This window comes from Micromonospora sp. NPDC049044 (assembly GCF_040649215.1).
In the GTDB taxonomy this organism is placed as follows: Bacteria; Actinomycetota; Actinomycetes; order Mycobacteriales; family Micromonosporaceae; genus Micromonospora.
Genome location: NZ_JBEZFA010000028.1, coordinates 45176 through 61584, shown reverse-complemented (window position 1 = coordinate 61584; position 16409 = coordinate 45176). Strand labels below are relative to the sequence as shown.

At 70.1% G+C, this 16409-nt stretch carries 12 protein-coding genes; 6 read left to right on the top strand and 6 right to left on the bottom strand.

Translation table 11 applies throughout. The features are described 5' to 3' along the window. The first annotated feature begins 125 nt into the window (after nt 1-125). Complete coding sequence (gene manD, locus AB0B85_RS22475) at nt 126-1334, top strand: D-mannonate dehydratase ManD (RefSeq protein ID WP_357410286.1); 1209 nt, start codon at nt 126-128, stop codon at nt 1332-1334. Nucleotides 1335-1343: 9 nt separating this feature from the next. On the opposite strand, the gene AB0B85_RS22470 is transcribed toward manD, so the two are convergent. The 6 genes from AB0B85_RS22470 to AB0B85_RS22445 form a co-directional block, all read right to left on the bottom strand. Beyond that, entirely contained in the window at nt 1344-3458 is a 2115-nt protein-coding gene (locus AB0B85_RS22470; protein ID WP_357410284.1) for an alpha-glucuronidase, read from the bottom strand. Between the two features lie 111 nt (nt 3459-3569). Then, complete coding sequence (locus AB0B85_RS22465) at nt 3570-4256, bottom strand: DUF624 domain-containing protein (protein ID WP_357410282.1); 687 nt, start codon at nt 4254-4256, stop codon at nt 3570-3572. A 150-nt stretch (nt 4257-4406) separates the two neighbouring features. After that, nucleotides 4407-6044: an extracellular solute-binding protein gene (locus AB0B85_RS22460; protein ID WP_357410280.1), complete on the bottom strand. Its 1638-nt coding sequence runs from the start codon at nt 6042-6044 to the stop codon at nt 4407-4409. Nucleotides 6045-6097: 53 nt separating this feature from the next. Continuing rightward, the gene (locus AB0B85_RS22455; protein ID WP_357410278.1) at nt 6098-7009 is read right to left on the bottom strand and encodes a carbohydrate ABC transporter permease; all 912 of its coding nucleotides are present in this window, start codon (nt 7007-7009) and stop codon (nt 6098-6100) included. Next, a complete protein-coding gene (locus AB0B85_RS22450) occupies nt 7006-7995 on the bottom strand; it encodes an ABC transporter permease subunit (RefSeq protein WP_357410276.1) in 990 nt (329 codons plus the stop codon). Before AB0B85_RS22450 ends, AB0B85_RS22455 begins: the two co-directional genes overlap by 4 nt. A gap of 12 nt (nt 7996-8007) precedes the next feature. Beyond that, nucleotides 8008-10383: a glycoside hydrolase family 3 N-terminal domain-containing protein gene (locus AB0B85_RS22445; protein WP_357410274.1), complete on the bottom strand. Its 2376-nt coding sequence runs from the start codon at nt 10381-10383 to the stop codon at nt 8008-8010. 314 nt (nt 10384-10697) lie between these two features. Between AB0B85_RS22445 and AB0B85_RS22440 the strand changes: the two genes are divergently transcribed. The 5 genes from AB0B85_RS22440 to AB0B85_RS22420 all read left to right on the top strand — a co-directional run bounded on the left by AB0B85_RS22440 (nt 10698) and on the right by AB0B85_RS22420 (nt 16003). Continuing rightward, nucleotides 10698-11735, top strand: coding sequence for a LacI family DNA-binding transcriptional regulator (locus tag AB0B85_RS22440; protein WP_357410273.1), 1038 nt, complete (start codon nt 10698-10700; stop codon nt 11733-11735). Nucleotides 11736-11759: 24 nt separating this feature from the next. After that, nucleotides 11760-12767, top strand: a complete 1008-nt coding sequence (locus AB0B85_RS22435; RefSeq protein ID WP_357410271.1) for an acetylxylan esterase — start codon at nt 11760-11762, stop codon at nt 12765-12767. A gap of 292 nt (nt 12768-13059) precedes the next feature. Then, nucleotides 13060-14259, top strand: coding sequence for a cellulose binding domain-containing protein (locus AB0B85_RS22430; protein WP_357410269.1), 1200 nt, complete (start codon nt 13060-13062; stop codon nt 14257-14259). 143 nt (nt 14260-14402) lie between these two features. Beyond that, the gene (locus tag AB0B85_RS22425) at nt 14403-14789 is read left to right on the top strand and encodes a YciI family protein (RefSeq protein WP_357410267.1); all 387 of its coding nucleotides are present in this window, start codon (nt 14403-14405) and stop codon (nt 14787-14789) included. Further along, nucleotides 14789-16003, top strand: coding sequence for a sigma-70 family RNA polymerase sigma factor (locus AB0B85_RS22420; RefSeq protein ID WP_357410265.1), 1215 nt, complete (start codon nt 14789-14791; stop codon nt 16001-16003). The genes AB0B85_RS22425 and AB0B85_RS22420 overlap by 1 nt, the downstream gene beginning before the upstream one ends. The last annotated feature ends 406 nt before the right edge of the window (nt 16004-16409 follow it).

Here is a 16409-nt window from a genome sequence, read left to right as displayed (position 1 = left end):
GCCCCGCTGTGGGTGACGGCTCGCGGGCTATTATCGGGACGTTCTCGAAACGTGCCGGACTTTCACATCCCTCCCGCCCCCGGTGCGCGTCAGCGCACGACGCTCGGGGGCACGAAGGAGATCAGGTGAGAATCGTCGATGCCCGGGTCATCGTGACCTGCCCGGGACGCAATTTCGTCACTCTCAAGATCGTCACTGACGAGGGGGTGACCGGGGTCGGGGACGCCACCCTCAACGGCCGGGAGTTGGCCGTCGCGTCGTACCTGCGTGACCACGTGGTGCCCCTGCTGATCGGCCGGGACCCGGCCCGCATCGAGGACACCTGGCAATACCTCTACCAGGGCGCGTACTGGCGGCGCGGCCCGGTCACGATGAGCGCCATCGCCGCCGTGGACACCGCGCTGTGGGACATCAAGGGCAAGGTCGCCGGCCTGCCGGTCTACCAACTGCTCGGCGGTCGCTCCCGCGAGGGCGTCACGGTGTACGGCCACGCCAACGGCGAGACCGTCGAGGAGGTGCTGGTCGAGGTCGCCCGCTACGTCGACCTCGGCTACCGGGCGGTCCGGGTGCAGTGCGGGGTGCCGGGCCTACCCAAGACCTACGGCGTCAGCACCGACAAGTTCTTCTACGAGCCGGCCGACGCGGCGTTGCCGAGCGAGGCGACCTGGTCCACCCCGCGTTACCTGGCGCACGTGCCGAAGGTGTTCGCCCAGGTACGCGACGAGTTCGGCCCCACCCTGCGGTTGCTGCACGACGTGCACCACCGGCTCACCCCGATCGAGGCGGCCCGGCTCGGCCGCAGCCTGGAGCCCTACGCGCTGACCTGGATGGAGGATCCGGTCCCGGCCGACCTGCAGGAGGGCTTCCGGCTGATCCGGCAGCACACCACCACCCCGATCGCCGTCGGGGAGGTGTTCAACAGCATCTTCGACGCCGCCCAGCTCATCCGGGAACAGCTCATCGACTACATCCGGGCCACAGTGGTGCACGCCGGCGGGATCACCCACCTGCGTCGGATCTTCGACCTCGCGGCGTTGCACCACGTCCGCAGCGGATCGCACGGGGCCACCGACCTCTCCCCCGTCTGCATGGCCGCCGCGTTGCAGCTCGACATCTCCATCCCCAACTTCGGTCTACAGGAGTACATGCGGCACACCGAGCAGACCGACGAGGTGTTCCCGCACGGCTACCACTTCGCCGACGGCTACCTGCACCCCGCCGAGACGCCAGGTCTCGGGGTGGACATCGACGAGGAGGCGGCGACCCGTTACCCGTACTCGCCCGCGTACCTGCCGGTGAACCGGCTGGAGGACGGGACCGTGCATCCCTGGTGAGCTGCCCGGTCAGTGGATGGGCCGCCCCCGCTCGTCCGGCACCCCGGACTTGCGGAAGAAGTACGTGTTGATCTGGTCGCGCCACTCGGTGGCGGAGCGCACCTGCTCGTCGAGGCGGTCGGCCACCCGCTCGTACACCGCCGGGTCGATCATCCCGTTCAGCGTCTGCCACCTGCGGCGCATCGCCGCCACCTCCTCGACGCCGGCGAAGTGCGTGTCGTAGATGTGTTGGATGACAGTCGATCCGCTTCGCAGGACGTGCCGGTACGGCACATGGTGGAAGAAGAGCAGCAGCTCGTCGGGACAGCTCTCGGGCGTCTCGTACTGCTCGGCCCAGTACGGCGGGTACTGGCCGGCGAAACCGGTACCCGACGCGCGGCTGCGGTCCACGCCGACGCCGTCACGGTCGGCGAAGTGGTAGGTGCCCCACCGCGAGTACTCGTACCCGTCGACGCCGGGGCCGTAGTGGTCGCCGGGGTTGACCATGAAGCCAACGCCCAACGGGGCGGTGTAACGCTCGTAGGTGCGCCACGAGTCGTCCATGATCTCGTGCAGCGTCCGCCGCACCAGCTCGGGGTCGGCGGTGGCCGACGGCGGGAAGGTGAGCGTCATCCACTCGTCGAGGATCGCCGTCGGGTCCAGCCGCGGATTCCAGGCGAGCCGCCCGAACGAGTACAGGTTGGCCTGCGCCAACGGGTGCCCGGTCCAGAACAGGTCGTCGCCGGTGTTGGCGACCGCGACGAGGCCACCACCGGCGCCGGCCACCCCCGCCACCACGTCGGCCACCAGCCGCCCACTCGGCCCCCACGGCGCGAACCGCAGCACCTCACTCCACCACGGGCCGAGGTGACAGACGTGTCGCTGCTGGCCGGTGTACTCCTGGGTGACCTGCAACTCCACAGCCAGTCGGGTGGCGGGCATCGCGGCGATCACCGGGGAGACCGGCTCACGGGTCTGGAAGTCCACCGGACCGTGCTTCACCTGGAGGATCACGTTGGTGCGGAACCGCCCGTCGAGTGGGGCGAAGTGGTCGTACGCGGCGCGGGCCCGGTCGGTGGACCGGTCCCGCCAGTCCTGGTGGTGGTTGTAGACGAACGCCCGCCAGTGCACCACTCCCCCGTGCGGGGCGAGCGCGTCGGCCAGCAGGTTCGCCCCGTCGGCGTGGTCGCGCCCGTAACTGAACGGGCCGGGCTGCCCCTCCGAGTCGGCTTTCACCAGGTAGCCGCCGAAGTCGGGGATGCTGTCGTAGACGTCGCGGGTGGTCTCCGCCCACCAGCTGCGCACCTGCTCGTCGAGCGGGTCGGCGCTGGACAGGCCACCGAGCAGCATCGGCGCGGCGAAGGTGACCGACAGGTGCACCCGGATGCCGTACGGGCGCAGCACGTCGGCGATCTCGGCCACGTCGCCGAGCCGGTCGGTGAGCAGCAGCGCCTCGGTACGGGCGACGTTCACGTTGTTCACCGAGATGGCGTTGACGCCGCTCGCCGCGAGGAGTCGTCCATACTCCCGGATCCGGGCCAGATCGCCGCGCGGCCGGCCGTCCTGCCAGAAGATCGAGCCACCCGAGTAGCCCCGTTCGACCTGGCCCATCACCGGGTGCACTGCCACGTTGTCCCAGTGGTTGAGCATCCGCCGACGCAGCGCGGGCCGGTGCCGCTCCGGCGGGCGGGTCGGGTCGAAGGCCGCCGCGCAGAGCCGGACCACGTGGTAGAGCCCGTACAGCAGGCCGGCGGGCGTGTTGGCCAGCACCACCGTCACCGGGCCGGCGTGGGTCAGCAGGAACCCCTCGTCGCCGAGCGTCCCGCCGTCGACCTCGTCCCGCACCGCCTCCACCGCCGGGCCGGGCAGCTCGCCCGCGCCGCGCAGGGCCAGCACCAGGTCGGCGTCGACGTCCCAGGAAGGGTTGTGCCACACCCGCCCGCCGTAGCGCGCACAGGCCCGCGAAACCTCGTCGAGCACTGTGTCGACGAGCAGGCCGTCGCCGTGCACGAGGACGCGGCGCGCACCGAGGGTGCGGAATGCCTCCGGTGGCAGCCAGGCCGGGTGTACGCGCGGCTCGTCACTCTCCAGCGGCTCCTCGACGAACATCAGTTGCTCCAGGTCCACCCATTCTTCGGCGTTCATCGATCCTCCCGTAGCACGACGACACCGTACGCCGGAAGCGGCACGGAGGCACCTGTCCTCCTGCGGTGACCGTGGTATTTCTCGCTCGCACCTTGGCGGTGACGGGCAGGCTCATCGCAGGAACTCCTTCTGAATCAGCCGGACCATCGGGTCGCTGACGCGCAGGAACGCCAGGACCGCTACCGAACCGAACAGCACCAGCACCGCCTCGGAGAAGACCGCGGTGACCGCGGCCGCCGCGGCAAGCAGCAGCGCGTTGCCGACGGTGACCCCCGGGGTACGCACGAGGAAGTGCACGGCCAGGCGGAACACGTCCCGGGTGCGGAAGTCGAACAGCGAGGTGATCACCAGGGCGTTTGCCGCGCAGAGCGTCACACCCAGCGCGAGCAGCAGCAGCGGCACCGTCCACCAGCCCGGGAGGCCGACCGCCGCACGGTAGGCGAGGTTCACGGAGAGCACCGTCAACCACAGCAGCATCGGCACCCAGACGCGCAGCACGCCGGACAGGTTGGCCCGGTAGCCGCGCCAGAACACTGTGGCGGGCCGCAGGTCGGTCAGGTCGGTGCGTTGGTGGCGCAGCGCGTACAGGGCAGCCGAGAGCGCCGGACCGAGCGGCACCAGCAGGACGGCGGCAAGCGGCAGATTGCTGGGGTCGCGGCCCAGCAGCAGCAGCGGGAGCAGGCCGGGCACTGTGGTGAGCAGGAGCAGCATCTCGACCACGAGCAGGATGTAGACCCGAGAGGTGATCCGCGACAGCGGCCCGTCGCCGAACTGTCGCCAGGTGCGCGCGGCGCTCACGGCTGTTCCCTCCGCTCGCGACGGCCGGTGCTGCGCATCGCCGTCCTCTGCTCGTCCGACCCGGGGGCGGCGGGTGACGCGCCCCGGGGCCGGTGGTCGTCGGGGAGCCCGGTCGGGCCTGGTCACCGCCCGACCGGACTCCCCGCCTGGTCAGCCGTTGTCCTTCTGGAACCGCTCGTACGCCTTGTTGACCACGTCGATGTACTGCTCGGAGTTCTTGGCCTTCAGCTCGGCCACGTAGGCGTCCCATTCGCTCAGGGGTCGCTGACCGAGGGCGAACTTGAGCGTGTTCTGGGTGACGAAGTCCTTCAGCGGGGTCTCCCAGAGCGACACCTGCTCCCGCTCCTCATCGGTGAACGGGCGCGGCGGGGGGACCTCCCGCGGCTTGCGGGCGTCCATCACCTTCTGGAACTCCAGCTCCTCCGGGGAGAAGAACCCGCGGACCAGGTCGGGTGTGCCGCCGTAGGCGAAGACACCGTTGTGGAAGCCGAAGTCCTTCTGCAGGTGCTTGGGTGCCTTCGGGTTGAGGCCGAGGAAGTCGACGCCGGGGTTGAGCGTGCGCTTGCCGGAGGCGTCCTTGGTGAAGGTGGTGCCCTCGACGCCCCAGCGGGCGAACTCCATGCCGGCGTCCGAATACCACAGCCAGTCGATGAACTGCATCATGGCGACGAAGTTCTTGCTCTCCCGGGCCTTCGAGGAGATCATGATGCCGTTCTCCAGCCGGGGGAACGGGTTGACCTCGCCGGCCGGGCCGATCGGCAGCGGGATCTTGGCCATCTTCGCGTTCGGCAGGGTCTTGGCCAGGTCGGGCCGGTGGTTGTTGACGAGCGTCTGCGCGTTGCCGGTGACCACGAAGGACTTGCCGTTGGCCAGCTTCTGGCGGGCCTGGTCGTCGGTCTGGGTGAAGCTCTCCGGGTCGAGCAGGCCCTCGGCGACGAGCTTGTGCAGGTACGTGACCACCTGCTTGTACTGCTCGGACGAGCCGGTGTAGGTGAACTTCTTCGCGCTCGGGTCCCAGGTGGCGTGCTGGAAGTCCCAGCCCGCGTAGGTGCCGTGGGACGAGCCGAGAATGCCCAGCAGGGCGCCGGTCGGGTTGGGCTTGCTGAACAGGTCGGAGTACGGGTAGACGTTCGGGTACTTCGCCTTCATCGCCTTGAGTACCGTGTACAGGTCGTCCCAGGTCTTCGGGGTCGGCAGGTTGAGCTCCTGCATGATGTCGGTGCGCACCAGCACCGTGTAGTCCTGGGTGGGCTTCTCGTGCAGGCCCGGCAGCAGGTAGAACTTACCGTCGGCCTGCCGCAGGTTGTCGATCTCCGGCTTGAGGTTCCACTTGGCGATCTTGTCCTTGAGGTTGGGCATCAGATCCAGGTAGTCACTCACCGGGAGGATCGCCCCGGAGGCCACGAACGCGTCCTCCTGCGGGTGGTACGTCTTCGGAATGATCAGCGGGGCGTCGCCGGCACCGATCAGCAGACTGCGCTTCTGCTCGTAGTCGCTGAGCGGAACGGCGACCGGCTCGATCTTGACGTTGGTCCGCTTGGTCAGTTCCGACCAGAACAGCCAGTCTTCCTTGAGCGGGTAGAACGTGTGGTTGTTGTAGAGGGTGGAGAAGGAGAGCGCCTCGGTGGCCTTGAACTGGTCGCCGACGCCGTAGGTGTCCATCGCCCCGACCTTGTTCTTCGAGAGGTCCGTCGACTCGCCGGGATCCTCGGAACAGGCGGTGGTGAGGGTGAACGCGAGCAGACCCGCGGTGGCTATCGCCACCCGGCGCCACGTCTGGTGGAGCATGGCTCGTCCTTTCGGTGGTGGGGATTCGACTGTGGAACGGTGCGTCGTCCGCGTCACCCCTTTACCGCGCCGAGCATCACGCCGCGGACGAAGTACCGTTGGACGAAGGGATAGACCGCCAGGATCGGCAGGGTGGTCAGCACGATCGTCACGGCCTGCAGGGTGGCCGCGGCCTGCACGACATCGGCATCGGCGGCCCCCGCCTCCTGCGCGTCGGTGGCACCCACGATCAGGTTGCGCAGGTAGACGGTGACCGGCAACAGTTCCTGCCGGTCCAGGTAGAGAAACGCGCTGAACCACGAGTTCCAGAACGCCACCGCGTAGAAGAGCACCATCGTCGCGAGGATCGCCTTCGACAACGGCAGCACGATCCGCAGCAGGATGCCGTAGGTGTTCAGCCCGTCGACCGCCGCGGCCTCCTCCAACTCGGTGGGCAGGCTCTCGAAGAACGCCTTCATGACCAGCAGGTTGAACACGCTTATGGCGTTGGGGACCACGACGGCCCAGATGGTGTTCTTCATGCCCAGGCTGGTGACCAGCACGTAGTTGGGGATCAGGCCGCCGGTGAAGAACATGGTGAACAGCGCGATGCCGACGAGGACGCCGCGCCCCTTGAGCTGCGGCTTCGACAGCACGTACGCGTAACAGGTGGTCAGCACGATCGAGATGATGGTGGCGACCACCGTGTACACCACCGTGTTGCGGTAGTTCGTCCAGAACATCGGGTCGGACATCACCAGCTTGTACGCGGTGACGTTGAACCCGCGCGGGACGATGCTCACCTTTCCCGTGATGATGTACGCCTCGTCGCTGAGCGAGCGGGACACGATGTTGAGGAACGGGAACAGCGTCACGACCACGACGCCGATCAGGACGACAGTGTTGACTACTCGGAAGATCCGGTAGCCCCTACTGTCCACCTGTCCCCGGGTCTTCGGGGCCTCGCTCTTCGTACCGAGGATCACCACAGGCTCGTCCCCACAGTGCGCCGGGAGATCAGGTTCGCCGTCAGGACCAGGACCAGCCCGATCACCGCCTCGAAGAGACCGATGGCCGCGGCATAGCTGAAGTTGCTGGACTGGAAGCCCATCCGGAACAGGTACGTGGAGACCACGTCCGCGGTCGGGTACGTCAACGGGTTGTAGAGCAGCAGGATCTTCTCGAACCCGACAGCCAGGAAGCTGCCGATGTTGAGGATGAGCAGCGTCATCATCGTCGGTCGGATCCCCGGCAGGGTGACGTGCCAGGTCTGCCGCAGTCGGTTGGCGCCGTCGATCCGCGCCGCCTCGTACAGGTCCTCGTCGATAGTGGTGAGGGCCGCGAGGTAGAGGATCGTGCCCCAGCCGACGCTCTGCCAGACCTCGGAGGACACGTAGATGGTGCGGAACCAGCCGGGTTGTTGCAGGAACGCCACCGCGTCGCCGCCGAAGAACCGGACGAGCTGGTTGGCCGCGCCGTCGACCATGGTCAACTGCATGACCATCGCCGCCACGATCACGATCGACAGGAAGTGTGGCAGGTAGGACACCGACTGCACGAACCGCTTGAACCGGCGGGCCCGCACCTCGTTGAGCAGCAACGCCAGCACGATCGGCAACGGGAAGCAGAACAGCAGGGTCAGCGCCCCGAGCACAAGCGTGTTGGTGAACACCTCCCAGAACGTGGGGTCGGTGAGGAACATCCGGAAGTACCGCAGGCCGACCCAGTACTCACCGAAGATGCTGCCGCCGGGCTTGAACCGGCGGAACGCGATGACGTTCCCGATCATCGGCAGGTACCGGAAGATCAGGAAGAACAGCAGCGGCAGGACGGCGAGCGAGTAGAGCTGCCAGTCCCGGCGCAGCGCCTGCCGCCAGCTCTGGCGCCGCCGCGGCGCCCGCGGGGCGGGGCTGTCCGCCTCCGCCGGTGACCGGGGTGGTGCCGGCGGCGGTGGCCGCAAGGTCGACGTCATCCTCGGCCCTTCCTAGGCGGGATGCGGGACGGCCACGAGGGGCTCCACCCGCACCGACGTGAGCAGTTCCCGCTGGTGGCCGACCTGGCGTTCGGCGCCGGTCAGCCGCAGCGGCACTGTCGCCGCCGCGTCGCCGCTCGACCGGCCGAAGCGCAGCTCCACCTCGCCGGGCTCGACGACCCGCCGGCCGGCCAGCCCGGTGAACGAGGCCAGGTCGGCCGGTACGCCGAAGGTCACCTGCGCCGCCTCGCCGGCCTCCAGCGGCAGCCGGGTGTAGCCGACCAACCGGACCACCGGGCGGGTGGTCTGCGCGACCGGGTCGTGCAGGTAGAGCTGCACCACCTCGGTGCCGGCCCGGTCACCGGTGTTGGTGACGGTGATCCGCACCCGGACCTCGCCGTCGACCGGCCAGGCCGCCGGCGCGTCCGGCGTCTCGTCGGCCGGATCGACCACCCCGGCGTCGGACCACTCGAAGGTGGTATAGCTCAGCCCGTGGCCGAACGGGTACGCCGGGGTGGGGTCGACCGAGGAGACCTTGGTGCGGTGACCGAGCGGCGGCGCGAGGTAGGTGCCGGGCAGGCCGCCGGCATCACGGGGAACGCTCACCGGTAGGCGCCCGGACGGGTTCACCGCGCCGGTGAGCACCTCGGCGAGCGCCTGCCCGCCGAGTTGCCCGAGGAAGAACGCCTGCACCACGGCAGCCGCCGTGTCGAACTCCGGGCCGAGCGCGTACGGGCGACCGGTCATCAGCACCAGGACGACCGGGGTGCCGGTGGCGAGGACGGCCCGGACGAGTTCGGTCTGTACGCCGGGCAGCCGCAGGTCGACGGCGTCGCAGCCCTCGCCGGAGGTGCCCCGGCCGAACATTCCCGCGCGGTCGCCGACGGCGAGCACGCACACGTCGGCGGCGGCAGCCGCGGCGACCGCGGCCGGAATGCCTGAGGTGTCCTCACCGGTGATGGTGCAGCCGGGCTCGTGGCTGAGCAGCGGGACGCGTCGGGCCAACTCGTCGCGGAGCGAGGGGATCTCCAGGCCGAGCCCGTGGTCGGGGTGGTTGATGCCCACGTGGTTGGGGAACGAGTAGCAGCCGAGCATGGCCATCGGGTCGTCGGCGAGCGGGCCGATCAGGGCGACCCGGCCACCGACGGGCAGCGGGAGGACGCCGTCGTTGCGCAGCAGCACGACTGACTCCCGGGCCAGCCGAAGGGCCACCTCCTGGCTGACGTCGTCGTCCAGTCGCAGGTTCGCCACGTCGTCGGGCAGCCCCTGCCAGTCGTCGTCGAGCAGGCCTATCTCGATCTTCTGAATCAACACCCGCCGCAGCGCCCGGTCGACGAGCGCCTCGTCGACGTCACCGCGGCGGACCGCCTCGACCAGCGGCGCGCCGAAGGCGTCCACAGTGGGCAGCTCGACGTCGATCCCGGCGCGCAGGGCGAGCCGGGCGGCGTCGGCGGCGTCGCCCGCGACACGGTGCAGGGTCTCCAGGAACCGGACGGCGAAGTAGTCGGCGACCACGATGCCGGTGAAGCCCCACTCGTCGCGCAGCAGACCGGTAAGCAGCTCCTCGTCGGCGGCGGCGGGCAAACCGTCGATCTCGGCGTAGGAGTTCATCACCGAGCGGGCGCCGCCGAGCCGCAGGGCCATCTCGAACGGCGGCAGGATCACGTCTGCCAACTCCCGACGGCCCATCGGCACCGGCGCGTGGTTGCGCCCGCCCCGGGAGGCCGAGTAGCCGGCGAAGTGCTTGAGCGTGGCGACGACACCGGCGCCCTCCAGCCCCCGCACGTACGCCGCACCGGTCGTCCCCACCAGGTAGGGGTCCTCGCCGATGGTCTCCTCGGTGCGGCCCCAGCGGTAGTCGCGGGTGACGTCGAGGACCGGCGCGAGCCCCTGGTGCACGCCCGCGGCGCGCATGGAACGCCCGATCCGGTCGGCCATCGCCTCGACCAGGTCGGGGTCGAAGGACGCGCCCCAGCTCAGCGGGGTGGGGTAGACGGTGGCCCGCCAGGCCGCGAACCCGGTGAGGCACTCCTCGTGCACCTGGGCCGGGATGCCGAACCGACTGGCGGCGACGATCTGCGCCTGGGAGGCGGCGAGCGACCGGGCGCCGAGCACCGGGTCGACCGGTGCGGTGCCGAACGGCCGGGTGAGCTGGCCCAACCCGTGCCGGATGAGGGTGCTCCACTCCGGAAGTTCGGTGATCATGTCGGACTGGTGTGGGGCGACGCCTCCGCCGGAGGCGTCCGCGCCGACCCATACCCCGACGAGTTGGGCGATCTTCTCGTCGAGTGTCATCAACGGCAGGAGTGCCTCGGCCCGTTCGGTCGGCGACAGCTGCGGATCGCGCCACGGCGCGGCGTCGCTGTGCCCGGGCAACTGACTTCCCATGCCATGACCCCTTAGCTCCGGCCACATCCCCGTGCCTGGTGAACCAGTTCCGTGGTGGACGTGCCGCGATCCGAAAGTTTCCGGAAGCCTGCGCAACCTTTTCGGCAACCTAAGTGCCCCATCGATGGGTGTCAAGGGTCTGCATCGGACTCCGGCGACCACATCCTGCGCACAGTGACCGTGCCGTCGGCCCACCGTCGCGAATTCGCGGCGAAATGACCCGCGAACGGGCCGGTCGACTGCCGCAACGGCTGGCGCGACCGGCCAATCGTGTTAAGGTCTCCCGAAAATTTCGGATGTTGTATGGGGCTGCGATGACAGAGCACCGCCCGCTCGATCCACCCGCCTCCACCACCATCGCGACCATCGCCCACGACGTCGGTGTCTCGGTCGCCACGGTCTCCAAGGTCCTCAATGGTCGCGGCGATGTCGCCCCCGGCACCCGTGCGCGGGTGGAGGCGAGCCTCGATCGCCACCAGTACCAGCGCCGGGCCCGGCGCCCCTCGACCAGCGGCGGGCGGATCGACCTGGTGTTCCACGAGTTCGACACCGGGTGGGCGATGGAGATCCTGCGCGGGGTCGAGGCGGTGACCGCGGCGGCCGGCATCGGGCTGTCGGTGGCCCAGCTCAACGGCGCGCACCGCCCCCCGGCCCGATGGTTGGACAGGATCCTCACCGACCGCCCGTTGGGCGTGGTGTTCGTCCTCTCCCATCTGGCCGAGGCCCAGCAGCAGCACCTGCGGCGTCAGGGCATACCGTTCGTCGTCGTCGACACCGACAGCGCGACCTCGGCCTCGGTGCCCACCGTTGGTTCGAACAACTGGAACGGTGGCCTGCTGGCCGCCCGGCACCTCCTGGAGTTGGGGCACCGGCGGATCGCCATCATCTCGGGGCCCCCCGATGTGCTCTGCAGCCGGGCTCGCGCCGCCGGCTTCCAGTCGGCCCACGAGGAGGCCGGGCTGGCGGTCGACCGTGAGCTGATCCGCTACGGCAGCTTCTCCGCAGGCGCCGGGCACGCCCACGGGCTGGAGCTGCTCCGCCTGCCGTCCCGACCCACGGCGATCTTCGCCGGCTCGGACACGCAGGCCATGGGGGTGCTCCGGGCCGCCCGCCAGTGCGGCCTGCGGGTGCCCGAGGACCTGTCGGTGATCGGGTACGACAACCTGCCGGTGTCCACCTGGACCGACCCGGCCCTCACCACGATCAACCAGCCGCTGCGCGACATGGCGGGCATCGCCACCCAGATGCTGCTCGACCTGACCAGGGGCAACGAGCCGGCGACCAGCCGGATAGACCTGGTGACCGAGTTGGTCGTCCGGGAGAGCACCGCACCCCCCGCCAGCCCGCGCTGACCCGAGCCCCCTTTGCGAGGACCCGTGCCCCACGCCGCCACAGTGCTCGACGACCTTCAGCGGTACGCGCCGGAACCTGTCGAACCCGACGACTTCGACACGTTCTGGGGCGACACCCTCGCCGAGTCGACCGCCCGGCCGGTGCTCGTCGACGTCCGTCCGGAGTCCACCGACCTGCGGCTGCTCGACTCCTGGGACGTCACCTTCGCGGGCTTCGGCGGCGACCCGGTCCGGGCCTGGTACACCCGCCCCGCTGGGGTAGTGGAGCCACTGCCCGCGGTCGTCGAGTACGCTGGCTACGGCCGTGGTCGCGGCCTGCCCCACGAGCGACTGACCTGGCCCACTGCCGGGTACGCCCACCTGTTGATGGACAACCGGGGCCAGTCGGGTCAGTACGCCAGTGGGGACACCCCCGACCCGCACGGCGCACCCGGCGGGCCCTGGCCGGCGACCTGGGGAATCCTCGACCCACACGACTACCACTACCGCCGTCTGATCACCGACGCGGTCCGTGCGGTCGAGGCGGTCCGCGCCCTGCCGGGGGTTGACGGCACCCGGGTCGCGGCGGTCGGCAACAGCCAGGGCGGCGGCCTCGCCCTGGCGGTGGCCGGCCTGGTCGGCGACCTCGCCGCGGTGCTGACCACCGCTCCGTTCCTCTGCGACATGCGGCGGGCCGTCCAGCTCAGCGAGCCCGCGCCGTACGGTGAGATCGCCCGCTACCTGGCGGTGCACCGGGAGGCCGAGGACGCGGTGTGGCGCACCCTGTCCTACGTCGACGGGGTGAGCTTCGCCCGGCGCGCGACGGCGCCGGCGCATTTCGGGATCGGGCTGCGGGACACCGTCTGCCCGCCCAGCACCGGCTTCGCCGCCTACAACCAGTACGGTGCGGCGGCCCGGCGGCCGGTTCCACCCGCTCGCGAGATGCACGTCTATCCGTTCAACGGTCACGAGGGCGGCGAGGCGGTGCACGTCCGGCGTCAGCTGCGCTGGCTCGACTCGACGCTGCACCCGGCCGGTCGACCCAGAACGTGAGCACGCGCTCCGGGGCCGGAACCCATAGCCGGACACCGATCTATTGCCGGTGTTAGCGATAACACGTTAGGGTGCGTCAGGCGAGGTGCAGGGCACACTTCCGCCACGGTCCATCGATCTGTCGCTCCGACCATCGAGGACCAGTGTCAGCGGCAGCGCCACGGCCACCAGTGCAGACGTCCGGGTTCTTGGTCGTGCCACGTCGCCCGCTCCCCCGCGTACCGCGACCTGGCGGCGACCGTCCTCCTGGTGGCCACCCTTGTCGCGCACCCTCACCACCAGAGGAAGTCCCATGAGCAGTGCAACGCTCGGCCGTCCCGTCCCTCCGTCACCACCCACCACCGCGCCGTCACCAAGGCCCCGACGAGCCCGCCTGTGGTGGGCGGCCCTGGCCGCCGTCGCCGCCGTGGCAGCGGCCGTACCGATCGCTACCGCTCCCGCGAACGCGGAATCCAACGGCGGCGTTCGCGTGATGCCGCTCGGCGACTCGATCACCGACGGCTTCAACGTCGCCGGTGGCTACCGGATCGAGCTCTGGCAGCAGTTCACGTCCGGTGGCTACCGGATCGACTTCGTCGGCTCCCAGTTCAACGGCCCGTCCAGCCTCGGCGACCACGACCACGAGGGCCACTCCGGGTGGACCATCGCCCAGATCGACGCCAACGTCGTCAACTGGTTGCGGGCCACCAATCCCCGGACGGTGCTGCTGCACATCGGCACCAACGACATGTACGGCGACACCTCCGGCGCCCCGGGCCGGCTGGCCACCCTTGTCGACCGGATCACCAACACCGCCCCGAACGCTGACGTGTTCGTCGCGACGATCATCCCGAAGTCGGGCGCGGACAACCAGGTCCGGGGCTACAACGCGGCGATCCCGGGGATCGTGCAGACCAGGGCCGCCGCCGGCAAACGCGTCCACCTGGTCGACATGTACCGGGCGCTGACGCTCAGCGACCTGGCCGACGGGGTGCACCCCAACGCCACCGGCTATCGCAAGATGGCCGTGACCTGGTACGACGCCCTCCGGTCGGTGCCCGGCAGCATCGGCGGCGACACGCCACCGACCACCGCGCCGCCGACCACCGCGCCGCCGACCACGCCGCCACCGACCACCCCGCCGCCCACCACCCCGCCGCCCACCACCCCGCCGCCCACCACCCCGCCGCCGTCGGGTGCGTGCCGGGTCACGTACACGGTCAATGCCTGGGGCAACGGGCTCACCGCCGCCGTGTCGGTGGCCAACACGAGCAGCACCGCTGTCAACGGGTGGGCGCTGGCGTTCACGCTGCCGAGCGGACAGACAATCACCAACGGCTGGAATGCCAGCTACTCCCCGTCGAGCGGCGCGGTGACCGCGCGTAACGTCTCCTACAACTCGACGATCGCACCGGGCACCTCTGTCGACATCGGTTTCCAGGCCACCCACACCGGCAACGCCGACCGACCATCCGCGTTCACCCTCAACGGCACCGCCTGCACCGTCGCCTGACGAACCTGTCGCGGTGCCGGGTCGTAGGGGCCCGGCACCGCCACGGCGGGAGATTATTGAGGCGCCGTGTCGATCCGCGCGCCGCTCGTTCGACGTGGGGGTGCGGGGGCCGGGAGGCGGCCCCGCCGGACGAGGAGACCGCGATGTCGAAGTACATGCTGATCATGCGGGGCACCGACGAGTCGAACGCGGCCATGATGGCCACCATCGACGAGGCGATGGCCGAGACCGGCCGGTTCATCGAGCAGATGATGGGGGCCGGTGTGCTCGTCGCGGCCGAAGGACTTGACGATCCGGGCCGCGGCGTCGTTGTCGACTTCGGCGGCGAGACCCCGGTGGTCACCGACGGGCCGTACGGCGAGACCAGGGAACTGTTCGGTGGCTACTTCCTCCTCGACGTCGCCACGAAACAGGAGGCGGTCGAGTGGGCCAAGCGGTTTCCGGCGGTCCGCGGCTCCAAGATCGAGGTCCGGCGGGTGGCCGAGGCCGACGAGGTCCCCTTCAGCAACGAGAGCAAGGGCCGGAACTGATGGGTACGGCCGACGTCGAGACCATCTGGCGGGTCGAGTCGGCCCGGATCGTCGCCGCGTTGACCCGGTTCACAGGTGATTTCGGGCTGGCCGAGGACGCCGCCCAGGAGGCGGTGGCCGAGGCGCTCGTGTCGTGGCGGCGGGCGTCACCGGCCAACCCGGCCGGTTGGCTGATGGCAACGGCCCGGCGGCGGGCGATCGACGCGATCCGCCGCCGGGTCGCCCTGCACGACCGATACGCCCTGTTGGCTGCCGAACCGGCTGTCGACAAGGACGTCGACCTCGACCGGATCGACGACGACGTCCTGGCGCTGATGTTCGTCAGCTGCCACCCGGTGCTCGCCCCGGCGGCCCGGGTGGCGCTGACCCTGCGGGTGGTGGGTGGGCTGACCAGCGAGGAGATCGCCCGCGCGCTCCTGGTGCCCGTGCCGACCGTGCAGGCCCGCATCACCCGGGCCAAGAAGACGATCGCGGCGGCCGCGGTGCCGTTCGAGCTGCCACCGGCCGACGAACGCCGGGACCGGCTGGGCGGCGTGCTCAGCGTCCTCTACGTGATCTTCACGGAGGGGTCGACAGCCACCTCGGGCGACCGGCTGGTGCGCCCCGACGTCGCGTACGAGGCGATCCGGTTGACCCGCACGCTGGCGGCGCTGCAACCCGACGAACCGGAGGTGTACGGCCTGCTCGCGTTGTGCGAGCTGACGGCCGCGCGTTTCCCGGCCCGCACCGGCCCGGACGGCTCGCCGGTTCTGCTCGCGGATCAGGACCGCCGGTTGTGGGACCCGGCGGCGATCCGCCGTGGGGTGGCCGCGCTGGCCAGGGCGTCGACTCGCGGCCTCGGCCCGTACGGCCTGCAGGCCGCGATCGCCGCCAGCCACGCGGCGGCACCCTCGGTCGAGGAGACCGACTGGGACCGGATCGTGGTGCTCTACGAGGCACTCGGCTGGACCGCGCCCTCCCCGGTGGTCGAGCTCAACCGGGCCGTCGCGGTGGCCATGGCCTCGGGTCCGGCGCCGGCCCTGGCCATCGTGGACGAACTGATCGCCGCGAACCGGCTCCCCGGCTCGCATGTGGTCCCGACCGTACGCGGCGAGCTGCTGACCCGCCTCGGCCGGCGTACGGAGGCGCGCACCGAGCTGGAACTGGCGGCCCGGCTCTGCGCCAACCAGCGGGAACGCGCTGTGCTCCTGGGTAAGGCGGCGGCGCTGAGCTGACCTCGGCGACACGGCCGGCCGTTGGACCCGATCCGGTCCTACGGGACGGGACGCGGCACCATTCCTGCTGACGAATCGAAGGCGCTCGCCACCCGAACGTGTCGGGCATGAGGTCCTGTTGCCTGATGGGCCGGTGCCGCCCAACGCGGGAAGCTGCGAATGCAGTGTTCTGCGGTTACCCAGACGCTCGCAGGTGATCGCTCGGGCTCGAATGTGGAGACGCGGTAACGCCTCGCTCATCGTCAGATCCGCCGCAGGTCGTGCGGCTGACTCTCCTCAGGGCAAGGAGTTTCAATGGACGAGTTCGACCTCATGTCGCGGGCGGAGAGGATCGCTTGGTGCGAGCGTCGGCTGCGCCGCTACGACGAGATCGAGGCGGATATTCTCAGCACTCCGAATGATCCTT

Excerpts from the sequence above, each read along its gene's own strand:
- AB0B85_RS22470 (WP_357410284.1), bottom strand. The coding sequence starts at position 3,458 with ATGAACGCCGAAGAATGGGTGGACCTGGAGCAACTGATGTTCGTCGAG.
- AB0B85_RS22460 (WP_357410280.1), bottom strand. The coding sequence starts at position 6,044 with ATGCTCCACCAGACGTGGCGCCGGGTGGCGATAGCCACCGCGGGTCTG.
- AB0B85_RS22450 (WP_357410276.1), bottom strand. The coding sequence starts at position 7,995 with ATGACGTCGACCTTGCGGCCACCGCCGCCGGCACCACCCCGGTCACCG.
- AB0B85_RS22445 (WP_357410274.1), bottom strand. The coding sequence starts at position 10,383 with ATGGGAAGTCAGTTGCCCGGGCACAGCGACGCCGCGCCGTGGCGCGAT.
- AB0B85_RS22440 (WP_357410273.1), top strand. The coding sequence starts at position 10,698 with ATGACAGAGCACCGCCCGCTCGATCCACCCGCCTCCACCACCATCGCG.
- AB0B85_RS22430 (WP_357410269.1), top strand. The coding sequence starts at position 13,060 with ATGAGCAGTGCAACGCTCGGCCGTCCCGTCCCTCCGTCACCACCCACC.
- AB0B85_RS22425 (WP_357410267.1), top strand. The coding sequence starts at position 14,403 with ATGTCGAAGTACATGCTGATCATGCGGGGCACCGACGAGTCGAACGCG.
- AB0B85_RS22420 (WP_357410265.1), top strand. The coding sequence starts at position 14,789 with ATGGGTACGGCCGACGTCGAGACCATCTGGCGGGTCGAGTCGGCCCGG.